The sequence below is a fragment of the uncultured Flavonifractor sp. genome, assembly GCF_944387675.1.
Taxonomy (GTDB): Bacteria; Bacillota; Clostridia; order Oscillospirales; family Oscillospiraceae; genus Flavonifractor.
This window is the reverse complement of record NZ_CALXFV010000017.1, coordinates 1-20,973: the sequence shown is the minus strand read 5'-3', so window position 1 is coordinate 20,973 and position 20,973 is coordinate 1. Positions and strand designations below refer to the sequence as shown.

The 20,973-nt window shown below is 63.3% G+C and carries 24 protein-coding genes; 9 read left to right on the top strand and 15 right to left on the bottom strand.

Going from position 1 to position 20,973, the window contains the following annotated elements:
• Positions 1-176 precede the first annotated feature (176 nt).
• The 7 genes from Q0J74_RS03200 to Q0J74_RS03170 all read left to right on the top strand — a co-directional run bounded on the left by Q0J74_RS03200 (position 177) and on the right by Q0J74_RS03170 (position 6,057).
• Complete coding sequence (locus Q0J74_RS03200) at positions 177-569, top strand: zinc ribbon domain-containing protein (protein WP_297210498.1); 393 nt, start codon at positions 177-179, stop codon at positions 567-569.
• Positions 570-632: 63 nt separating this feature from the next.
• Complete coding sequence (locus Q0J74_RS03195) at positions 633-1,460, top strand: purine-nucleoside phosphorylase (protein WP_297210496.1); 828 nt, start codon at positions 633-635, stop codon at positions 1,458-1,460.
• 54 nt (positions 1,461-1,514) lie between these two features.
• Positions 1,515-2,816: an amidohydrolase family protein gene (locus tag Q0J74_RS03190; RefSeq protein WP_297210493.1), complete on the top strand. Its 1,302-nt coding sequence runs from the start codon at positions 1,515-1,517 to the stop codon at positions 2,814-2,816.
• A gap of 12 nt (positions 2,817-2,828) precedes the next feature.
• Positions 2,829-4,583 (top strand): putative polysaccharide biosynthesis protein, encoded by a 1,755-nt coding sequence (locus Q0J74_RS03185; RefSeq protein ID WP_297210490.1) that lies wholly within the window; start codon positions 2,829-2,831, stop codon positions 4,581-4,583.
• 38 nt (positions 4,584-4,621) lie between these two features.
• Positions 4,622-5,407 carry a nucleoside triphosphate pyrophosphohydrolase gene (gene mazG, locus Q0J74_RS03180; RefSeq protein ID WP_297210487.1) on the top strand — a complete coding sequence of 262 codons (786 nt, stop codon included), beginning with the start codon at positions 4,622-4,624 and terminating at the stop codon, positions 5,405-5,407.
• 68 nt (positions 5,408-5,475) lie between these two features.
• Positions 5,476-5,751, top strand: coding sequence for an HU family DNA-binding protein (locus Q0J74_RS03175; RefSeq protein WP_297210484.1), 276 nt, complete (start codon positions 5,476-5,478; stop codon positions 5,749-5,751).
• 63 nt (positions 5,752-5,814) lie between these two features.
• Positions 5,815-6,057: an RNA-binding S4 domain-containing protein gene (locus Q0J74_RS03170; protein WP_297210481.1), complete on the top strand. Its 243-nt coding sequence runs from the start codon at positions 5,815-5,817 to the stop codon at positions 6,055-6,057.
• Between the two features lie 69 nt (positions 6,058-6,126).
• Here Q0J74_RS03170 and asnA read toward each other — a convergent pair whose 3' ends face one another.
• A complete protein-coding gene (asnA, locus tag Q0J74_RS03165) occupies positions 6,127-7,140 on the bottom strand; it encodes an aspartate--ammonia ligase (RefSeq protein WP_297210478.1) in 1,014 nt (337 codons plus the stop codon).
• Between the two features lie 132 nt (positions 7,141-7,272).
• Positions 7,273-8,616: an MATE family efflux transporter gene (locus Q0J74_RS03160; RefSeq protein ID WP_363315546.1), complete on the bottom strand. Its 1,344-nt coding sequence runs from the start codon at positions 8,614-8,616 to the stop codon at positions 7,273-7,275.
• A 175-nt stretch (positions 8,617-8,791) separates the two neighbouring features.
• Between Q0J74_RS03160 and Q0J74_RS03155 the strand changes: the two genes are divergently transcribed.
• Together Q0J74_RS03155 and Q0J74_RS03150 are read left to right on the top strand one after the other, a co-directional pair.
• Positions 8,792-10,000, top strand: a complete 1,209-nt coding sequence (locus Q0J74_RS03155; protein WP_297210472.1) for an NADP-dependent isocitrate dehydrogenase — start codon at positions 8,792-8,794, stop codon at positions 9,998-10,000.
• A gap of 324 nt (positions 10,001-10,324) precedes the next feature.
• Positions 10,325-11,686 (top strand): short-chain fatty acid transporter, encoded by a 1,362-nt coding sequence (locus Q0J74_RS03150; protein WP_297210469.1) that lies wholly within the window; start codon positions 10,325-10,327, stop codon positions 11,684-11,686.
• Between the two features lie 190 nt (positions 11,687-11,876).
• Here Q0J74_RS03150 and Q0J74_RS03145 read toward each other — a convergent pair whose 3' ends face one another.
• The 13 genes from Q0J74_RS03145 to Q0J74_RS03085 all read right to left on the bottom strand — a co-directional run.
• Positions 11,877-12,293, bottom strand: coding sequence for a DUF3842 family protein (locus Q0J74_RS03145; RefSeq protein ID WP_297210467.1), 417 nt, complete (start codon positions 12,291-12,293; stop codon positions 11,877-11,879).
• Between the two features lie 27 nt (positions 12,294-12,320).
• Positions 12,321-12,983, bottom strand: a complete 663-nt coding sequence (locus tag Q0J74_RS03140; protein WP_297210465.1) for a single-stranded DNA-binding protein — start codon at positions 12,981-12,983, stop codon at positions 12,321-12,323.
• 70 nt (positions 12,984-13,053) lie between these two features.
• Positions 13,054-13,470: a cupin domain-containing protein gene (locus Q0J74_RS03135; protein WP_297210462.1), complete on the bottom strand. Its 417-nt coding sequence runs from the start codon at positions 13,468-13,470 to the stop codon at positions 13,054-13,056.
• Positions 13,463-14,548 carry an ethanolamine utilization protein EutH gene (gene eutH, locus Q0J74_RS03130; RefSeq protein WP_297210459.1) on the bottom strand — a complete coding sequence of 362 codons (1,086 nt, stop codon included), beginning with the start codon at positions 14,546-14,548 and terminating at the stop codon, positions 13,463-13,465. The genes Q0J74_RS03135 and eutH overlap by 8 nt, the downstream gene beginning before the upstream one ends.
• A gap of 53 nt (positions 14,549-14,601) precedes the next feature.
• Positions 14,602-14,832, bottom strand: a complete 231-nt coding sequence (locus Q0J74_RS03125; RefSeq protein ID WP_297210456.1) for a EutN/CcmL family microcompartment protein — start codon at positions 14,830-14,832, stop codon at positions 14,602-14,604.
• Entirely contained in the window at positions 14,807-15,079 is a 273-nt protein-coding gene (locus Q0J74_RS03120) for a hypothetical protein (RefSeq protein WP_297210453.1), read from the bottom strand. The genes Q0J74_RS03125 and Q0J74_RS03120 overlap by 26 nt, the downstream gene beginning before the upstream one ends.
• Entirely contained in the window at positions 15,076-15,699 is a 624-nt protein-coding gene (locus Q0J74_RS03115; protein ID WP_297210450.1) for a phosphate propanoyltransferase, read from the bottom strand. The genes Q0J74_RS03120 and Q0J74_RS03115 overlap by 4 nt, the downstream gene beginning before the upstream one ends.
• Positions 15,686-16,408, bottom strand: coding sequence for an ATP-binding protein (locus tag Q0J74_RS03110; protein WP_297210447.1), 723 nt, complete (start codon positions 16,406-16,408; stop codon positions 15,686-15,688). The genes Q0J74_RS03115 and Q0J74_RS03110 overlap by 14 nt, the downstream gene beginning before the upstream one ends.
• A complete protein-coding gene (locus Q0J74_RS03105; RefSeq protein ID WP_297210513.1) occupies positions 16,409-16,705 on the bottom strand; it encodes a BMC domain-containing protein in 297 nt (98 codons plus the stop codon).
• Positions 16,706-16,896: 191 nt separating this feature from the next.
• Positions 16,897-18,348, bottom strand: a complete 1,452-nt coding sequence (locus Q0J74_RS03100) for an acetaldehyde dehydrogenase (acetylating) (protein ID WP_297210444.1) — start codon at positions 18,346-18,348, stop codon at positions 16,897-16,899.
• A gap of 4 nt (positions 18,349-18,352) precedes the next feature.
• Entirely contained in the window at positions 18,353-19,006 is a 654-nt protein-coding gene (eutL, locus tag Q0J74_RS03095; RefSeq protein ID WP_297210441.1) for an ethanolamine utilization microcompartment protein EutL, read from the bottom strand.
• Between the two features lie 4 nt (positions 19,007-19,010).
• Entirely contained in the window at positions 19,011-19,883 is an 873-nt protein-coding gene (eutC, locus tag Q0J74_RS03090; RefSeq protein WP_297210438.1) for an ethanolamine ammonia-lyase subunit EutC, read from the bottom strand.
• 13 nt (positions 19,884-19,896) lie between these two features.
• Positions 19,897-20,973: ethanolamine ammonia-lyase subunit EutB (locus Q0J74_RS03085; RefSeq protein WP_297210435.1), on the bottom strand; the 1,077-nt coding region annotated here is incomplete at its 5' end.

Sequence of the window (20,973 nt, the reverse complement as noted above, 5' to 3'; positions counted from 1 at the left end):
TGGGGTGGAGAGAAGGGGCGCGGCTCCGCCCGGACCAAAAACCGCGGCGGGTCCGCCCGAGGGGAAATCATGTGGCAGTTTCCCCTGTGAAGCATAGAATAAATTGCTTTTTTCCCTGGCGGGGTGTAAAATACCATCGTATCGCTCTGACCGGAGAAGCAAAGGAGGGCTGCTTGATGGACGACCGGGTAAAGGAATTGCTGGATCGGGTACGCGGCACCGCCCTGGCGGTGGGGGAGGCCGCGGGGGTCACCGCCCGCTGCGCAGGCAAGTGTGCCGGGCAGATGCTGGATACGGCCAAGCTGAACATGAAGATTTTTGACCTGAAGGGGGACGTGGACCGGGATATGCAGGCCATTGGCCGAATGGTGTACGACGCCCACCGGGGTCAGGAGACCGACCATGAGGCCATGGATGCCCTTCTGGCGGGCATTGATGAGAAGACCGCCGCCATTGAGGCGCTGCGGGAGCGGGTGGCGCTGCTGCGCCGCAGCAGGACCTGCCCCAGCTGCGGAATGACCTGCGGGCAGGAGGACAAATACTGCAGAGGCTGCGGCACTTCACTCTGACGCGGCCCGGGCCGGGCGGGTTTCCCGTCCGGCCCTCTGACAGTAAAAAAGGAGGACAGGCACATGCAATATACCTTTGAACAGTATCAGCAGAGCGCCGACGCCATTCGGGAACAGATTGGTGCGTTCCAGCCCAAGGTGGCCATGATTCTGGGTTCCGGCCTGGGCTATATGGGCGACATTGTGGAAGACGCCGTGGCGGTGCCGTATCAGCAGATCCCCCACTTCAAGGTTTCCACCGCCCCCGGCCACAAGGGCCGGCTGGTGTTCGGCACCCTGGAGGGCCGGCCGGTGGCAGTGATGCAGGGGCGGATGCACCATTACGAGGGCTACTCCTATGAGGAGGTGGCCTATGCGGTGCGGGTGCTGCGGCTGTTGGGGTGCGACACTTTGATTGTTACCAACGCCGCCGGCTGCGTCAACCGGGACTGGAAGGCGGGGGAGCTGATGCTCATCACCGACCACATCAAGATCTTTATGGAGTCCCCCCTCCGGGGAGAGAACCTGCCCCAGTTCGGGGTGCGCTTCCCCGATGCCTCCCACCTGTATACGCCCGCTCTTCAGGCCCTGGCCCGCAGGACCGCCGGAGAGCTGGGCATCAGCCTGCGGGAGGGCGTGTATATGTACTTCCCCGGTCCCCAGTACGAGACCCCCGCCGAGGTGCGCTTCGCCCGTATCGCCGGGGCCGACGCGGTGGGCATGTCCACCGCCCCCGAGGTGATTGTGGCCGGTCACTGCGGCATGCAGGTGCTGGGCTTCACCCTGCTGAGCAATATGGCCGCCGGTATTCTGGATCAGCCCCTCTCCGAGGAAGAGGTGCTGGAGGCCGGCGCCGCCAGCCGGGATAAGTTCTCCCGGCTGGTGTTGGCCTGCCTGAAGCAGATCGGCTAGGAAAAACCTGTCCGCCCAGAAGCGGGAAAACAAGGGTAAGGAGAACAAACTGATATGTCCATTCTCATTCACAACTGTACCGCGGTTCTGATGGACCAGGCGGGTACCGTGCTCCCCCACGCCTATGTGGCGGTGGAGGGGAGCAAAATCACCTGGGTGGGTACCCAGCGCCCCCAGGGCAGCTTCGAGCGGGAGCTTGACGGAAAGGGCGGCGTGCTTATGCCCGGCTTCGTCAACGCCCACACCCACGTCCCCATGACCGCCATGCGGGGCTATGGGGACGGGAACAACCTTCAGGACTGGTTGAATCACTATATTTTCCCGGTAGAGGCCAAGTGGGACGACCGGGCGGTGAAGGCGTGCGCCTCCCTGGGCCTGGCGGAGATGATCGCCTCCGGCGTCACCGCCATTGCCGACATGTACGGACACACCGACGCGGTGGCCCAGGCGGTGGCGGCCAGCGGCATCAGCGCCAATCTCTCCGTGGGCGGTGTGCAGTTCTGTGACGGGCTGGACCCCGCCACCCACCACGACTGTGTGGTGCAGCGGGAACTCACCGAAAAGTGGCACGGCTACAACCAGGGACAGATCCTGGTGGATGCCTCCATCCACGGCGAGTACACCTCCCACCGGGAACTGTGGCAGTGGATGGCGGACTATGCCAGAGAGCACGGCCTGGGAATGCATGTCCACATCTCCGAGACCCGCTCCGAGCACGAGGCCTGCATCAACCGCCACGGCAAGACCCCTATCCAGATCCTGAACGACTTTGGGGTGTGGGACACCCGGGCCATTGCCGCCCACTGTGTGTGGACCACGCCGGAGGACTGGACCATTATGGCGGAAAAGGGAGTCTCCGCCATCCACAATCCCGTCTCCAACCTGAAGCTGGGCAGCGGCATCGCCCCCATCCCCGCCATGAAGAAAGCGGGGGTGAATGTGTGCCTGGGTACCGACGGGGTGTCCTCCAACAACTGTACCGACTTTTTCGGGGATTTAAAGCTGGCGGCCATTCTCCACAACGGGGCCAACTGCGATCCTCTGGCCATGCTGCCCATCGACGCGCTGCGGATGGCCACCTGCGACGGCGCCCGCGCCCTGGGCCGCAAGACGGGTTCCATCCAGGCGGGGTACGAGGCCGACCTGATTCTGGTGGACTTCTCCCACCTGAATCTGACCCCCTGCCATAGCGTGATCTCCAACCTGGCCTATGCCGCCCACGGCTGTGACGTGGTGATGAATATGGCCCGGGGCAAGGTCATATACCAGGATGGGGAGTTTTTCACCATCGACCTGGAGCGGGTGAAGCGGGAAGTGGCGGACTATGTTCTGCCCCTGCTGTTTTCCGAACCATAAGGGGGACTACTCTTGTCTAGCCAGAAAAAAAACACCTTTTACGGCGCCGCGGCCTTTTTGACCATGACCACCATTCTGGTGAAGGTCATCGGCGCCGTCTACAAAATCCCGTTGACCGCCCTGCTGCCGGACGAGGCCTACGGGGACTTCAACGCGGCCTACAACATCTACACCGTGTTTCTCACCATCTCCACCGCCGGCCTGCCGGTGGCCCTGTCCAAGACGGTGAGCGAGTGCAACGCCCTGGGTATGCACAACCAGAAGGAGCGGGTGTTCCGGGTCTCCCTGGCCGCCTTTCTTGTGATGGGGAGCCTCAGCTTTATCTGCATGTCGGTATTCTCCCCCGTTGTGGCCAAGTATGTGCTTCGGAATGAAAAGGCGGTCTTCGCGGTGCTGGCCCTGTCTCCGGCGGTGCTGTGTACCTGCTGCTCCGCCTTCCGGGGCTATGCCCAGGGCCACCTGAACATGGTACCCACCGGTGTGTCCCAGGTGATCGAGGCCCTGTGCAAGATGGTGCTGGGCCTGGCGCTGGCCATACTCATTCTGAATTCCGCCATCCAGCCCGAGGACACCCGGGACCGGCTGGCCGCCGCCGGCGCTCTGGTGGGGGTGTCCATCGGCGCCATCCTGTCGCTGGCTTACCTGATCGTCAACCACGTCCGTACCAAACGCCGGGAGCAGGTCCGCGCCACGGATACCCCTGACGGGAGCGGCACCATCCTGCTCAAGCTGCTGCGGCTGGCCATCCCCATTAGTCTGGCCTCCTCCACCCTGTCTATTGTCAACCTGATCGACACCAACCTGGTGCAGGGCCAGCTCCAAAGCGTGTTTGCCGCCATGGGGGACGGCCTTACCGGCGTGAGCAACAGTGTGATGGACATCTTCCCCAAGGCAGAGGCGCTGTTCCGGGATAATCTGTTCAAGTGGCAGGAGGCGGTGCTCCTGGACCCGGATACACAGCTGAATCCCGTGCTGGACTCCGCACGCTCCCTGTACGGGATCTACAGCAAGACCATGAGCGTCTACAACCTGCCTTTCAATCTGATGGTACCCTTTACCGCCTGTATTGTCCCCGGTGTGTCCGCCTGCATTGCCCGGCGGGACCGGCTGGGCGCCCGCCGCACCACCGAATCCGCCCTGCGTATCTCCGCCCTGGTGGCCATGCCCTGCGGCTTCGGCCTGGCGGCCCTGGGGGGACCCATTATTGAACTGCTGACGGTGGACAACGTGGACACCACCATTGCCGGACCTCTGCTGTCCATCCTGGGCATCGCCTCCATCTTCGTGTGCATCCAGGTGGTGGCCACCTCCATCCTCCAGGCCAACAACATTGTCAGCCTGCCCATCGTCACCATGGTGATCGGCGGGGTGTCCAAGGTCATTGTCAGCTATCTCCTGGTAGGCAATCCCAGGATTATGATCTACGGCGCCCCTGTAGGCACCCTGACCTGCTTTGTGGTGGTGAGCTTGCTCAACCTCTTCCTCATCAAGCGGAAAATTCCCAATCCGCCCCGGTATCACCTGGCGTTTATCAAGCCCACGGTGGCCGCCGCCATCATGGGCGGGGCTGTGTGGGCTGTTCACGGCCTGCTGGCCAGGGTGTTTTCCGGCTCCTTCCTGCTGGATGCCGTGGCCGCAGCCGGGGCCATTCTGGTGGGTGTGGTGATCTATGCCGTGCTGGTGGTAGCGTTGAGAATTCTTTCCAAAGAAGACCTGGAAATGATGCCCAAGGGGGATAAAATCGCGAAACTCTTGCATATTCGGTAAACTTTTTTGGAAAAAAAGGTTGCAGGAGGCCTGGAAATATGATAGATTTTCAATGCAAGGATTCCTATAACGTCAAAGACCTGGAGGAGATCGTCCGCGTGCTCCGCGCCCCCGGCGGCTGTCCCTGGGATGCGGAGCAAACCCACCAGTCTATCCGCCGCAACTTCCTGGAGGAGGCCTACGAGGCGGCGGAGGCCATTGACGAGGAGAATCCGGAGCACCTGAAGGAGGAGCTGGGCGACGTGCTTCTCCAGGTGGTGTTCCATGCCCGGATGGAGCAGGAGGCCGGCCGTTTCGACCTGGACGCCGTGGCCGACGGGGTGTGCAAGAAGCTGATCTACCGCCACCCCCATGTCTTTGGGGAGGTGTCGGTGTCCGGCACCGGCGAGGTTCTGTCCAACTGGGAGGAGCTCAAGCGCAAGGAAAAGGGACAGGCCACCAATACCGACGCGCTGAAGTCGGTGGCCCGCTCTCTGCCGGCGCTGTGGCGGGCGGAGAAGGTACAGAAGAAGGCCAAAAAGGCGGGCTTTGACTGGCCGGAGGTGTCCGGCGCCCTGGACAAGCTGTCCGAGGAGCTGGCGGAGCTGAAGGCCGCGGTGGCCCAGGGGACCAACGTGGCGGAGGAGCTGGGGGACCTGCTTTTCTCCGCGGTAAATGTCTCCCGGTTTCTGAAAGTAGATTGTGAGGACGCCCTGAATCAGGCCACGGACAAATTTATTGACCGGTTCCGCCGGGTGGAGGAGCAGGCGGGTGACCGCCCCATGACGGAGATGACTCTGGAGCAGCTGGACCAGCTGTGGGAACGGGCCAAGGAGCGGACTTAAAGGCGGCAACGCTTTAAGTATAAACCAGCGGGGTAATCCCCGTGAAACACACAGGAGGAATGAACGACATGAATAAGGCTGAACTCATCAATGCGGCCGCCGAGAAGGCCGGCCTGTCCAAGAAGGATACTGAGAACGCCGTTAATGCTGCCATCGAAGTGATTTCTCAGAGCCTGGCGGAGGGCGACAAGGTCCAGCTGGTGGGCTTTGGCGCGTTTGAGGTGAAGTGCCGTGCCGAGCGCATCGGCCGCAATCCCAAAACCAAGGAGAGCATCAAGATTCCCGCCTCCAAGGTACCTGTGTTCAAGCCCGGCAAGGCGCTGAAGGATATTGTCTCCCAGTAAGGGTGCGTATGCAGTCTGGGACCGCCGCCTGCGGGCGGCGGCCCTTTTTTACAGGAGGACCTCATGCGACTGGACAAATGGCTCAAGGTATCCCGGCTCATCAAGCGCCGGACGGTGGCCAACGAGGCCTGCGACAACCAGCGGGTGACCGCCAACGGCCGGCCGGTGAAGGCCAGCTACGAGGTGAAGGCGGGAGACGTGCTGGAACTGCGCTTTGGGGAGCGCACCGTAAAGGTGGAGGTGCTCTCCGTGGCGGAGCACGCAGGTAAGGCGGAGGCTTCCGCTTTGTATAAAGAGCTGCTCTGACCGGAAAAGCAGGCTGGGGGACGGACCTGATACCAGGTCCGCCCCCCAATTTTTGCGTTTTGTCTGGAATTACAGCAGGATTACGCCCGCGTCCTGGCAGGCCCGGATGGTCTGCTCATCCCACACGCTGGCCTGCACCTCCCCAATATGTGCCTTGCCCAGCAGCAGCATGCACAGCCGGGACTGGCCGATGCCGCCGCCGATGGTGAGGGGCAGCTTGCCCTCCAGCAGCATCTTGTGGAAAGGCAGTGTCCGCCGGCTGTCGCAGCCGGCGGCGGTGAGCTGCCGGTCCATGGCGGCCGGGTCCACCCGAATTCCCATGGAGGATACCTCAAAAGCCCGTTCCAGCACCGGATTCCAAACCAGGATATCCCCGTTCAGGCTCCAGTCGTCATAGTCCGGCGCCCGGCCGTCGTGGGGCTTGCCCGAATTCAGCGCCCCGCCGATGCCCATCAGGAAGGTGGTGGGATGCTCCCGTACCCAGGCGTCCTCCCGCTCCTTGGGGGACAGGTCGGGCCAGCGGTCCTCCAACTCCTGGGCGGCGACAAAGGCCACCTGGGTGTCCAGGGGAGGCAGGGCGGTAAGCTGGGGGAACACCGAGCGCAGGGTGGACTGGGTCTCCGCCATGGCCCGGACAATGGTGCGCACCGTCTCCTGCAAGTACTCCGCCGTCCGGTCCCGGGGCGCGATGACCTTCTCCCAGTCCCACTGGTCCACATATACCGAGTGGAGGTTGTCCAGCTCCTCGTCCCGGCGGATGGCGTTCATATCAGTGTACAGTCCCTCTCCCACCGAGAACTGGTAGCGGTACAGGGCCATCCGCTTCCACTTGGCCAGGGAGTGGACCACCTGGGCGTCCCGGCCGGCGTCTGGAATGTCAAAGGATACCGGCCGCTCCACCCCGTTCAAATCGTCGTTCAGGCCGGTGGAGGCCTCCACAAACAGGGGCGCGGACACCCGCCGGAGATGGAGGGCACCCCCCAGGGTGTCCTCAAACAGTCGCTTCAGCAGGCCGATGGCCTTCTGCGTGTCATATAAATTCAGACAGGGGGCGTACCCCTGGGGAATCACAGTTTGCAGCATATGGGTGCTCCTTCTTTCTTGATGACTTCAATGTACCACATTATACAGGAAAAGCGTGCCGGCGGCAAGGGGCAGGAGAGAGCGGCGGGGGAACGAAGCCATAAAAATTTTTTATTCAAATACAAGAATGTATCATTTTACAGATGCGGGCGAAGCCTCAGGGTGGCGTTTCCACAGTACCTGCCGGGCGCGGAGGGTGAAGCAGAGGATCCGCACCACCCAATCCCCCACCATGGCCAGCCAGACCCCGATGACCCCCAGTCCCAGGTGGACCCCCAGAAGATAGCTGCATCCCAGCCGGACTGCCACCATGGAGGACACGGAGATGGCCATGGGTACCTTCACATCTCCGGTGGCCCGCAGGGCATTGGGCATGGTAAAGGCCATGGGCCACAGAAGCATGGCGCATCCGTTGTGGATGAAGATAAGCACGGTGGCGTACCACTGGGTTTCAGGGGAGAGACTGTACAACCGGAGAATCAGCGGCAGGCTGAGTAGCAGCACGGCGTTGAGTCCCCAGGTGCAGAAATAGGCCAGCTTCATCAGGCGTACCGTATAGCGGCGCACCTGATCCCAGGCCTCCGCCCCCACGCACTGGCCCACCACGGTGATGAGGGCCAGGCCCATGGCCTGGGCGGGGATCACCCCGAAGTTGTCGATGTTGTTGGCCACCGCGTTGGCGGCGGTCTGGGCGGTGCCGAAGGTGGAGATCAAACTGACCAGCAGCACCCGCCCCAGCTGAAAAAAGCTATTTTCCAGGCTGTTGGGAACGCCGATACGCAGGATGCGGGCGACCATCTCCGGCTCAAACCGGAAGGTGAGCAGGCCGCGCAGCCGCACCGGGTTGCGGCTGCTGTGGAGCAGGACCAGCATAATGGCGGCGGCCACCATCCGGGAGAGAAGGGAGGACCAGGCCACTCCGTCCACGCCGCGGTGGAAACCGAAAACGAAAATGGCGTTTCCCACAATGTTCTGCCCATTCATCCAGGCGGAGACGTACATGGAGGCCCGGGAGTTGCCCATGGCCCGCAGCAGGGCGGCGCAGCCATTGTACAGGGCGATAAAGGGGTAGGACAGGGCGGAGATGAGAAAGTAGGTGACAGCCCCCTCCATCACCGCCGGCTCCACCTGGCCGAAAAGCAGCCCCAGCAGAGGCCGGTGGAGGAGAAGCACCAGGGCCATTATGGCCAGGCCGGCGGCGGCCAGAATGTACATCAGCTGGCGGGCGGCCCGGTTGGCCCGGTCCAGGTGCTCAGCGCCGATGGACTGGGCGCACACCACCGCGCCCCCGGTGGCCAGGGCGGCGAAGATGTTGAGGATGAGCACGTTGAGCAGGTCTACCAGGGCCACGCTGGACACCGCCGCCTCTCCCGCGGCGGAGACCATGGTGATGTCCGCCATGCCCACCATCACCGCCAGAAACTGCTCAATCATCAGGGGAATAATCAGCTTTTTCAGGGCTTGATTGGAAAACAAGGGTGGTTTCATCTCTCTTTCGTCTGAATGACAAAAGAAGTATACTACGCCTCCGGGAAACGCCGCAAGCGGTAAAACCCACAGAACAGCGGGGAGTTGTCCTTGCCTTTTTGGCAGGTTGGAGGTATAATTTGCCTGACATTTGTATTTATACCGACCTGTTGAGGAGGAGACCATGGAAAAGATTCAGATGACAACTCCCCTGGTGGAGATGGACGGAGACGAGATGACCCGGGTACTGTGGCAGCAGATTAAAGAGGAACTGCTGCTGCCCTTTATCGACCTGAAAACGGAGTACTATGATCTGGGCCTGCCCTACCGGGAGCAGACCGGGGATCAGGTGACCATTGACTCCGCCGAGGCCACCAAAAAGTACGGTGTGGCGGTAAAGTGTGCCACGATCACCCCCAATGCCCAGCGGGTGGAGGAATACAAGCTCTCCCAGATGTGGAAGTCCCCCAACGGCACCATCCGGGCCATTCTGGACGGCACCGTATTTCGGGCGCCCATTATGGTGAAAGGGATCTCTCCGGTGGTGAAGACCTGGAAGCGCCCCATCACCATCGCCCGGCACGCCTATGGCGACGTATACAAATCCACTGAGTACCGGGTACCTGGTCCCGGCAAGGCCGAGCTGGTGTTCACCGATGAGCGCGGCACGGAGCAGTTCCGCCAGACCGTCTATGACTTTGAGTGCGGCGGCGTGCTTCAGGGCCAGTACAACAAGGACAGCTCCATCTGCTCCTTTGCCCGCTCCTGCTTCCAGTACGCCATCGACACCAAGCAGGACCTGTGGTTTGCCACCAAGGACACCATTTCCAAGAAGTACGACCATACCTTCAAGGATCTGTTCCAGGAGATCTTTGACGCGGAATACAAGGAGAAGTTTGATGCGCTGGGCATCGAGTACTTCTACACCCTTATTGACGACGCGGTGGCCCGGGTGGTGCGCTCCCAGGGCGGGTTTATCTGGGCCTGCAAGAACTACGACGGCGACGTGATGAGCGACATGGTCTCCACCGCCTTCGGCTCTCTGGCCATGATGACCTCCGTGCTGGTAAGCCCCGACGGCAAGTACGAGTATGAGGCCGCCCACGGTACCGTTACCCGCCACTACTATAAGTATCTGAAAGGGGAGGAGACCTCCACCAACCCGGTGGCCACCCTTTTCGCCTGGACCGGCGCCCTGCGCAAGCGGGGGGAGCTGGACGGCATTCCGGCTCTGGCAGACTTTGCCGACAGGCTGGAGGCGGCCACCATCGCCACCATTGAGTCCGGCACCATGACCAAGGACCTGGTGGGCCTGTGGGAGGGGGAGACCCCTGCTCACGGCGTCAACTCCCTGGACTTCCTCAAGGCTATCCGGGCGCGGCTGGAGGCCTGAGTCCTCGGCGCTGCGTTTGTGTGAAAAAATTCACAGACTGTTTCGTTTAAAAAAGCGCCCCCGCTTTTCCTCGAACAGGAAAAGCGGGGGCGCTTTTTGTGTGTGGCCGCGGGTGATACCGCGAGATGGAGGAACTGACGAAAAAGCACAATAAAAAATGACGGAAAATGAAAAGAAAATTTGTATAAAACATAAAAATAGACAGAGAAAGCTGGAAATATTTAAACTATATAGTTGGGATTGACAAAGGAAAAAGCAGGACTTATAATGTGGGCCGGTGAGGATCATGAGTGATTCAATAGTATGAGAGTAAGGAGGAAAGGTATGTTTAAGAAATTTACCAATGGCTGCGTACGTGTAGTCAACCGGTGGCTGCCGGACCCGTTCCTGTTTGCCATCATTCTGACCATCGTCGTCTTTATTGCCGCTATGGTAGGCACCCAGCAGGGACCCATGGAGCTGATCTGGGCCTGGGGCGGCGCGGGCGGTACCGCGTCCGGCTTCTGGAGCCTGCTGTCCTTTGCCATGCAGATGGCACTGGTGCTGGTGCTGGGCTCTGCCATGGCTTCCGCCAAGGTGTGCAAGCGTGCTCTGGGCGCCATCGCATCTCTGGCGCATAACAAGCGCTCCGCCATTCTGATTACCACTTTCGTCTCCACCATCTGCTGCTGGCTGAACTGGGGCTTCGGCCTCATCGCCGGCGCCCTGCTGGCCCGTGAGGTGGCCAAGCGGGTGAAGGACGTGGACTATCCCCTGCTGATCGCCGCCGCCTATTCCGGCTTTGTGATCTGGCATGCCGGCCTGTCCGGCTCCATCCCCCTGCAGATCGGCGCCGAGGGCGGCACCAAGATCCTGGATGTGGTATACTTTGCCCCCACCGCCAACACCATTTTCCACCCCATAAACCTGCTGATGGTGGGCGTGATCCTGGTACTGATGCCCTTTGTCAACTATGCCATGCATCCCGACGCCGAGCACACCATCGTGGTGGACCCCGCCCTGCTGGTGGATGAGGAAGAGCGCGTCTACAAGATGGAGACTCCCGCCGACAAGATCGAGCACAGCCGCATCCTGTGGGTCATCACCCTGGTGCTGGGCTTTGTGTACATCGTGTACTACTTTGTGCAGAAGGGCTTCAACCTGGACCTGAACATCGTGAACATGATCTTCCTGTTCCTGGGTATTCTGCTCCACGGTGACCTGCGCAAATACGTGGACGCCATCGGCGATGCCGCCGCCGGCGCCGCGGGCATCCTGCTCCAGTTCCCCTTCTATGCCGGCATCATGGGCCTGATGGTGGCCACCAACGCCAACGACGTATCCCTGGCCGGGATTATCGCCAACTTCTTCACCAACATCTCCAACGACGTCACCTTCCCGGTACTCACCTTCCTGTCCGCCGGTATCATCAACTTCTTCGTGCCTTCCGGCGGCGGCCAGTGGGCGGTTCAGGCCCCCATCGTCATGCCTGCCGCCACCCAGATGGGGATCGAGTACGGCCGTGCCGCCATGGCCATCGCCTGGGGCGACCAGTGGACCAACATGATCCAGCCCTTCTGGGCGCTGCCCGCTCTGGGTATTGCCGGCCTGTCTGCCCGCAACATCATGGGCTATCTGGTCATCGTCACCATCTTTACCGGTGTGGTGGCCTGCGGCGGATTCGTTCTGTGGGGTATGTTCTTCTAAAACCCGGCGAAACGCTCCGTGATCTGCACCAACGACAACCTGTCCGGTTCCGGCGGCGCCTTTTGAGAGAGGGGGCGCCCGCTCCGGCGGCCGGAAAAACGCCCGGCGGGTCCTGCTTTGCAGGACCCGCCGGGCGTTTTTTGCTGCTGTGCGCTGCCGCTGGGCGGGATGTGGCGGCCGGAGCACCGGTTCAGCAGCGGCCCTCCAGCACCAGGGCCAGCTGTTCCACCGCACTCTCCAGCAGGCGGGAAACGGACGCCTCTGCCACACCGGCCACCAGAATGTCGCACTGGTTCATGGGGATCAGGATCTTCTTGGCCCGGCTTTGCCCCACGGCGGCGGCCATGGCGGGGGAGATCTCCCCCATCAGGGCGTCGGCAATAACGATGCCCAGGGGACCCAGGATTACGTCTGCCCGCCGGCAGGCCACCAGCAGGGCGTTTTCTCCCGTGGCTGCCTGGGCCGCGCCCCCCTTGAGCAGGGCGGCGGTGGCCATGCTGTTGGTTCCCACGGCGTGTACTGCCACCCCCGGGAAGCGAACCAGGATCGTCCGCACCAGCTGTTGGCCGATCCGCCCGCCTTGTCCGTCCACCACCAGAATCTCCATATGTAGCGCCACCCTTCCGTTTTTCCTCTATGATACCGGATTTGCAGCCCCGGCGCAAGGGCCTTGTGGGGAAGGAGACGTGCCGCCCGCCGGCTCCAGACGCATCACCGAGACCTCGTAGGCGGTGCGCCGCTGGGTGGTACCCTGGTCCACCTTGGTATACTCCCGGCTCTGGAGCCGTCCGTCCAGCCGCAGGCCGTCCCCCACCTCCAGCTCCCCGCAGCACCGGGCCAGGGCGCCCCAGGCGATGCAGGGCAGGTAGTCCGCCCGGCCATACCGCCGGTTGACCGCCAGCATCAGATCACAGATCTCCCGGCCCAGAGGGGTGCGGCGGAACACTGGCGGTTTGCACAGTACCCCCGCGAGGGTGAGCCGGTTTTCGTCCGGCCCGTTTCCCGGCCGGAGGGACCGGGCGTGGAGGGTGATGACCAGGCGGCTGCCCTGCCCGCTCTTGTTGTTAAAAGAGCGCACCTCACCCTCCACCTCCACCGGCATTCCCATCCGTACCGGGCAGACCTCCAGCAGCGCCCGGGGGGCGATGACGTTGATCCGGTCCGCCCACCCGGACAGCCGTAGCACCTCCAGGGGAAACAGCTCGTAAACCACACCGTGGGTCTCATGGGACCAGGCCGGGTCCGCCGCTGCGGTTCCCCGAAGCAGCGCCCGGTTCTCATTCCAGAGAGTCTGCATAACCTTCCACACTCCTGCTTGTTTGGTAGATGTGGAATCTATATGCAGGTTTGTCCCAGGGTATGCCCGCTTACTGCTGGTTCTGCCAGTCGGCGGGATAGACGAAGTAGAGGAACCTGGCGTGGCCGGTGACGGAGAACTCAATGCCGCTGCCCTTGGGAATATAGATCAGCTCCCCCGGTCCGGCGGATACCGTCCGGCCGCCGCAGCGGATGTCCAGCCGCCCCTCCACCACATAGTCCATCTCGTCATAGTTCAGGGTCCAGGGGAAGGCGGTGTCGGTCATCTCCATAATACCCACCCCCAGCCGGGGGGACTGCTCCACAGAAAACAGATCCCGGGTATATACCTGATCCCCCGGGTTGCCCGTATCCAGCCGGTGGGCCTGGTTGACCGCCAGCTCCGGCACCTTTACCGCCGTAACGCCGCCCCCCAGGTGCTCCAGCAGCACCTGGCGGATGATTGCCTCCAGCTGCTGTTTATCCATGCTGCGCCTCCTTTCTGGTCAGAAACATGGCCACCGCCACTGCGGTGACGCCGCCCACCAGCTTGCCCACGATCATGGGAAAGATCATGGAGGGGTCGAATCCGGCGGTAAAGCCCAGGTGGTCCCCGAACACAAAGGCCGCCGACACGGCGAAGGCCACATTGATGATTTTGCCCCGATAATCCATGTCATGGAGCATCTGGAACATGGGAATGTTGTTGGCCAGGGTGGCCACCATCCCCGCCGCCGCCACGTCGTTCATCCCAAGCAGGCCGCCCAGCCGCATCAGGGGCTTTTGAAACACCTTGGTGATGACATACACCAGGGGGAAGGCCCCCGCCAGCACGATGGCGATGTCTCCCACAATGGCGATGCCCTCCTCAATGGGATTGAGACCCGGAATGAGGGTGAAGGGAGTGAGCTTTTCGATGATGGCGGCCGCCAGGCCGATGGTGATGATCCACACGATGGCCTTGCCGAAGATCTGAAAGCCTTTTACCATGCCGTTTGGCACAAAGGCCAGCCCCAGGGCGATGAGCACGGCAAAAAGCACGATGGGCAGCAGGTTGCGGACCACCATGCCCGCAGGGAAGCCGGCGGCGAGTCCCCCGGCCAGGCTGCCGATGGGGACGGTAATGATCCCCGCCAGTACGCCGGTGGCCAGGCAGGGCCGGTCCTCGGCCCGGATGATACCCAGTCCCACCGGAATGGTAAATACGATGGTGGGACCCAGCATGGACCCCACAATAAGGCCGCCGAACTGTCCGGCCTCCCCGGTAAGGGCCAGCTCCTGGGCCAGGGGTGCGCCCCCCATGTCGTTGGCCAGAATGGTGCCGGCGAACATGGCCGGGTCGGCCCCCAGCAGCCGGTAGAAGGGAACCACTGCCGGGCGCAGCAGGTCGGCCAGCACCGGGGCCAGGCAGATGATGCCCACCATGGCCAGGGCCAGAGAGCCCATGGCCAAAATGCCCTCCTCAAACTTTTCACCCAGCCCGAAGCGGTTGCCCAGCAGGCGGTCCACCGCCCCCAGGGCCATAAACACCACCATCAGGTAGACGATGATCTCGTTGATGGACATAGGATGTCCCCCTATCTGTTTTCTGATATCTGCGGCAGCCGGGATGCCGGAGCCTACGGGTCGATGATGCCCACAATGGCGGCATCCACCGGCACCGCTCCGCCGGCGGCGATTCGGGCGGCGGCACCGGTGGCGATGAGCACCTGCTCTCCCTCGCCGGCGCCCACGCAGTCGGCGCACACCAGGACGGCGCCCCCCACCTCCACCGTCAGGAAAGTCTGTCCGGTAAGAGCGGAGGATTTTTTGGTGGCCCAAACCTTACCGGCCACTTGTCCCAACAACACAGACACCCATCTCCCTCAGCCGCCGCTCCAGGCTGAGACAGCGGCGGTAAATCCCCGCCGGCGCGGTGCGGCGGTAGCGTCGGTACTCCATGGCCCGCCGGTCCAGGCACACCCTGGCTCCGGCCAGCAGGGCCGCCAGCACCTCTGTCTCCTCCAAACTGCCGGGGGCCAGGGCGGCCAGCCGCCCCATACACGCCACCGGAAGCCAGGTAATGACCAGAGTGTGTCCCCGCCATTCCAGACTCACGGCAAAATCAGGCCCCGGTCTCCTCGCTTGAAGCCGCAGGCGTTGGCCTCGTCATAGTCAAGGTGGACCATGGTGGTAAACTGGGGGGAAATTCGCACCTCCACCTCCTCAAACACCACCGGTCGATCAGTAAAGGTCTGGAGGCGCACGGTTTGACCGTTTGCCACGCCGAAGCGGGCGGCGTCGACGGGGGTCATGTGGATGTGCCGCTTGGCGGCGATCAGCCCCCGCTCCAGCACCACCGCCCGGTCCCCATGGCGGAGGGTGACCCCTGGAGTCTCCTCCAGTGCGCCCGACAGCCGCACCGGCGGCATAATTCCCAGGGCCACGCCGTCGGTAAGGGAGATCTCCGCCTGACTCTCCGGCCGCTCAGGACCCAATACCACCACATTCTGCAAAATTCCCCTGGGTCCCTCCAGGGTGACTCGCTCGGCGCAGGCGAACTGTCCGGGCTGGGACAGATCCTTTACCGGGGTGAGCCGGTAGCCCGGGCCGAACAGAGCCTCCACATGAGCCCGGCACAGGTGGACGTGGCGGCCGCTGGCCTCCAGCTCCACCGTCAGGCGGCGGACCAGCTCCTCCGCCAGCCGTTCCGGACACAGGACGCTAATGGCGCTCATACTGTTCCCCCTTTAGCTTGATCATCAGAATCCACATCAGGGAGCTGAGCCGGTTTAGTCCCAGGATGATATCCCCCCGAGTCACCGCCCCGTCTGCGTCCCGGAAGGCGGCGTAGGCGGCCAGCTCGGTCCGCCGGACCAGGGTGCGCAGCTTGTTCACCGCCAGCAGGGCGGGGGAATCGGTGTGGGCGGGAAGGAAGTGAGGCTGGCCCAGGTACTTGTCCGGGTAATGGGAGTACGCCCGCAGCTGGCCGGCGTCATAGCCGCACAGCCGGAGGTCCTTCAGCGGCTCTTCCAGCACGTCGCACCGGATGAAATTCCGCACGAAGGCCAGCACCTCTTCCAGCTCTTCCACCAGCTTGGGGTAGTCCGCCGCCGCCTGCTGGGCGAGGAGAATCTCCGCCTCCAGGGTGTCGATCATCCCCCGAAAGGCGATGCGGGGGTGGTCCTTTGGGACCAGGATATTGCCCCGCAGGTGGGTCATGTGCTCCGGCTTTTCGGTAAGGGTTGCGCCGGACAGGGTGCGGTAGCGGGCGGGGGAGGGGATATCCCCCTCCTCCTGCCCCTGGGGATAGACCGCCTGGACCTTGTGGGCGGCCAGCCAGTCCCTGGCTCCGGGCGTGAGCCTCTGGTTCCGGTTCACCACCACCGGTCCCCGGGTGCCGTTGTCCGACATCCGGCGCACGTCCTCGCGGGTGAGCAGCTCCATTTACTCGCTCTGCTCCTGGCCGCCGTGGGGGAGGATGTGATCCACCTCGGCGTGGGGCCGGGGGATGACGTGGACGGAGATCAGCTCGCCCACCTTTTCCGCGGCGGCGGCGCCCGCGTCGGTGGCGGCGTTTACCGCCCCCACGTCGCCCCGGACCATCACGGTCACCAGACCGCCGCCCACCTGCTCCTTGCCCACCAGCTGGACATTGGCGGCCTTTACCATGGCGTCGGCGGCCTCGATGGCCCCCACCAGTCCCTTGGTTTCAACCATACCCAGTGCGTTTGTGTTTGCCATATTGCGTGCTCCTTTCTGTTTGGAGGCGGCCTTTGGGCCGCTCCGCTTGGGGGAAGAGTTGGATTTCGTCTTTGCCTGCCCGGGGGCGGGCGGAACCGGCGGCTCCGCCGACAGGGCGTCGGTGAGGGCCTGAACCTCCTGCAAAATGCTCTCCTTGGGGTCCAGCAGCACCCCCTCGGCATTTACCTCGCTCATACCTTCAGCCTCCTTAGAATCTGCTGAACCAGGTCATCCAGATAGGGGGCTGGAATGGGATCGGAAGTTCCGCCGCCGTTTCGGAGCTGTTCCAGCTCCTTCACGCCCCAGGCCACCCGCTTGATGTTGATCAGGTCCAGAGGACCGATGTTGTTGGAGGAGGAGGACCCCCCCACCGCCCCGCAGCCCAGTGTGAGGGCGGGGAAGAGGCAGGTGGTGGCCCCAATTCCCCCCAGGGAGGCGGGGGTGTTTACCAGCACCCGGCTGGCGGGAACGGCGGCGGCAAACCGCCTGGCCACTTCCTCATCCTCGGTGTGGATGGCGAAGGTGTGGCCCGCCCCCTCCCATTCCAGGATTTCGATGCACCGGCGGAGCACCGCCTCCTCGTCGGGCTCCACATAGCAGGCCAGGATGAGCCCCAGCTTCTCGCTGGAATAGGGATGGCCCTTGCCCACTCCCGTCTCCCTGGCCACCAGCACCCGGGCGGAGGCAGGTACCCGGGTGAGTCCCGCCAGCTTTGCCACCGTCTCCACGCGCTTGCCCACAATGGCGGGATTCATGGTGCCGTTGGGGCGGAGGATGAACCGGGAGAGCTGCTTGGTCTCCTCCTCGTCCAGCAGATAGGCCCCCTGGGTGCGGAGGGCGGCCTTTACCGCCCCTTCCATCCGGGACTCCACGATGATGCTCTGCTCGCTGGCGCAGATGGTGCCGTTGTCAAAGGTCTTGGAGTCCAGAATCCGCTTCACCGCCAGCTCTACATTGGCGGTGTGGTGGATATAGGCCGGACCGTTGCCGGCGCCCACGCCAATGGCGGGGGTGCCGGAGGAATAAGCCGCCTTCACCATGGCCGCCCCGCCTGTGGCCAGGATGAGCCGGGTGGTGGGGTGGCGCATCAGGGTGTTGGTGGCCTCCAGAGTGGGGGTGGCGATGCAGGAGATGCTGCCGGTGGGCGCCCCCGCCCGCTCCGCTGCCTGTCGGATGACCTGCACCGCCTCCCCGATGCAGCCCACCGCGCTGGGGTGGGGAGAGAAGACGATGGGATTGCCCGCCTTCAGGCAGATCATGGCCTTATAGATGACTGTGGAGGTGGGGTTGGTGGAGGGGACCAGTCCGGCCACCACCCCCACCGGCACGCCAATGTCCACTGTACGGTGTTCCTTGTCCTCATGGAGGATGCCGTGGGTTTTCTGGTTCCGGATGGCCTCGTATAAGGTCACCGCCGCAAAGCGGTTTTTGATCTCCTTGTCTTCCTTTTTTCCAAATCCGGTCTCCTCCGCCGCCAGGGCGGCCAGCCGGGCGGCGTGCTCCGCCCCCGCGGCGGAAATGGCGGCGCAGATCCGGTCCAGGTCCTCCTGGCTCATGCCCGCCAGGGCGTTCTGCGCCCGGCGGGCCTGGGTGAGCAGGTCCCGCACCTCCTGAATGGAGCGGAGGTCCTTGTCAAACTCCATGTGCTCACACCTCCCTGGGCCGGGCAGCCACGGCCTTCACCGTCTCGGCAAAGGCGGCGCAGGCGGCGTTGCAGGCGCTTTGCGTGCCGGTGAGCAGGCCGCCGCCAAAGTTGGTTTCGCTGGGCGGCTCAAACAGGACCGCCAGCTCCACGTCGGCGGCCTTCATGGCCTCGTCCAGGCCCGCCACCGCCTCCAAAGGCGGAGCGATGAGGTAGGCCAGGGCCTGACCCTCCTTTACCCCAGCCGTTTTGGACAGATAGGTACCCGTCCGGGATACGGTGTGGGCAAAGTAGAGAACAGAGTCCTCCGGGTTGGCGGAGCGGAAGCCCACCCCGCTGTCCAGAAAATCGGCGCAGGCCCGCAGGCCGGAAGCCACCTCCGCCGGATTGGGACCGGCCAAAATGCCGATGACCTCTCCCGCCAGGGCGGTGGAGGCGTTGGCCGCTCCGGCATATAGGGAGCGGCCGTACACCACCTCCACCGCGGCAGCCTTGGTGGCTTCGTCCAGGGCGCAGTAGGTCACGTCATCGCTGTCGGCGGTGATGAGGCCGATGGAGCGATATCCCTTGGGCAGGTCCAGCTTTTTGGCCAGCGTCTCGCTGACGTTGGCGATGGTGCGGGTGGCCAGAAGCTTGGCCGGTATCAAATCGCCCGTCATGTTCTCACCCCTTCAAATCAATGCCGCTGGCCTTTTTGTCCAGCATGGTTTTGATCAGCTCGGCAATGTGCGCCCCGGCTTCCACGGCGGTGGTGCCGCCCCTGTGGATGTTGGAAATAACGGTGCGCTTGGATTCCGGAATGCCGATATGGGGCTTGTAGGTCAGGTAGGCGGACATGGACTCCGCCGTTACCAGACCCGGCCGCTCCCCCACCAGCATACACACCACCTCCGCGCCGGTAAGCTCGCCGATGTGGTCGGAGGCCCCCACCCGGCAGTACTTGACGTAGAGTACCGGCCCGCCCTCCAGTCCGTAGGCCTTCAGGCCCGCCCGAACGGCCTGGAGGCAGTCCACGGCGTTGGCCTCAATGGCAGCGGAGGACAGCCCGTCCCCCACCACCAGGGCGATTTTGGGGCTGCGGCCGAAGGTTTTCTGGATGGTGGCCTGATTCTGCTCGTCAAACCGGCGGCCCCGGTCGGGGCGGGTCAGGTACTCGTCCTTGCTCTGGCACAGGGTCTGGACGGGCGTAAAGCCGTTCTGGAGGGCAAACTCGTCCGGTACATGGGAAAACACGGAGTCCTGAGCTGCGGCGTGGTCGGCCCGCATCCGCAGCATGGACAGGGTGCGGTATCTTGCCCCCGCCCGCCCCAGCCCGAGCCGGGCGGGGGTCTTTTTCTTCAGCGCCAAAAAGGCCGGGCCGCTGCGGGGATGCTCCACCAGATACTGCTCCCGCAGGTCGGTCTGGGTAATGTCCTCCAGACAGCCGGAGGAGGACTCCTGAGGGGTGGGGGAGGAAGCGGCGCGGTTTGCCGGACCCTCTCCCGCCAGTTCCAGCACCATCCGCTCCACCAGGGAGCGCAGCTCTTGTTCGTTCAAAGCGAAAACCTCCTTATCCCAGCAGCACCGACGCGTCCCCTGCCAGGGCCGTCAGCTTCCCGTTCTCCACAAAGCCCATGTCCTCCAGCCACCGCTGGAAGGGGGGAATGGCGGTGAGGCCGAACAGCTCCCGCAGGGCGGCGGTCTCATGGAAGCCGGTGGTCTGGTAGTTGAGCATCACGTCGTCCCCGTGGGGGATACCCATAAAATAGTTGCACCCGGCGGCGGTGAGTAGCACCGCCAAATCCTCAATGTCGTTCTGGTCGGCCTTCATGTGGTTGGTATAGCAGGCGTCGCACCCCATGGGTACTCCGGTGAGTTTGCCCATAAAGTGGTCTTCCAGCCCGGCCCGGATCACCTGCTTGGAGTTGTACAGGTACTCCGGCCCGATGAAGCCCACCACGGTATTGACCAGGTAGGGCTGGAACCGCTTGGCAAAGCCGTAGCACCGGGCCTCCATCACCACCTGGTCGGCGCCGTGGTGGGCCTCGGAACTGAGCTCGGAGCCCTGCCCGGTTTCAAAATACAGCACATTGGGGCCTACGGCGGCGCCCTGATGGAGGGCCAGCTGCCGGGCCTCCTCTATGAGCTTGCCGTCCAGGCCGAAGGCCTCGTTGCCCTTCTGGGACCCGGCGATGGACTGGAAGATGAGATCGCAGGGGGCGCCCTTCCGCACCGCCTCCATCTGGGTGGTGACATGGGCCAGCACACAGATCTGGGTGGGGATGTTCCAGCGGTTTCGCACCTCGTGGAACCGGTCCAGCACCCGGCGCACACTTTCCACCGAATCATCCACCGGGTTGAGGCCCAGCACCGCGTCCCCCGCCCCATAGGTCAGCCCCTCCAGCAGAGAGGCCAGGATGCCGTCCGGGTCGTCGGTGGGGTGGTTGGGCTGAAGCCGGCAGGACAGGGTGCCGGGCAGGCCGATGGTGGTGTTGCAGTGGGCGGTGACCTTGATTTTTCTGGCGGCGTAGATAAGGTCCAGGTTGCTCATCAGCTTGGCCACCGCGGCAATCATCTCCGCCGTCAGCCCCCGGCTCACCCAGCGGATGGCGTCCCCGTCGTGGTTTTCCGCCAGCAGCCACTCCCG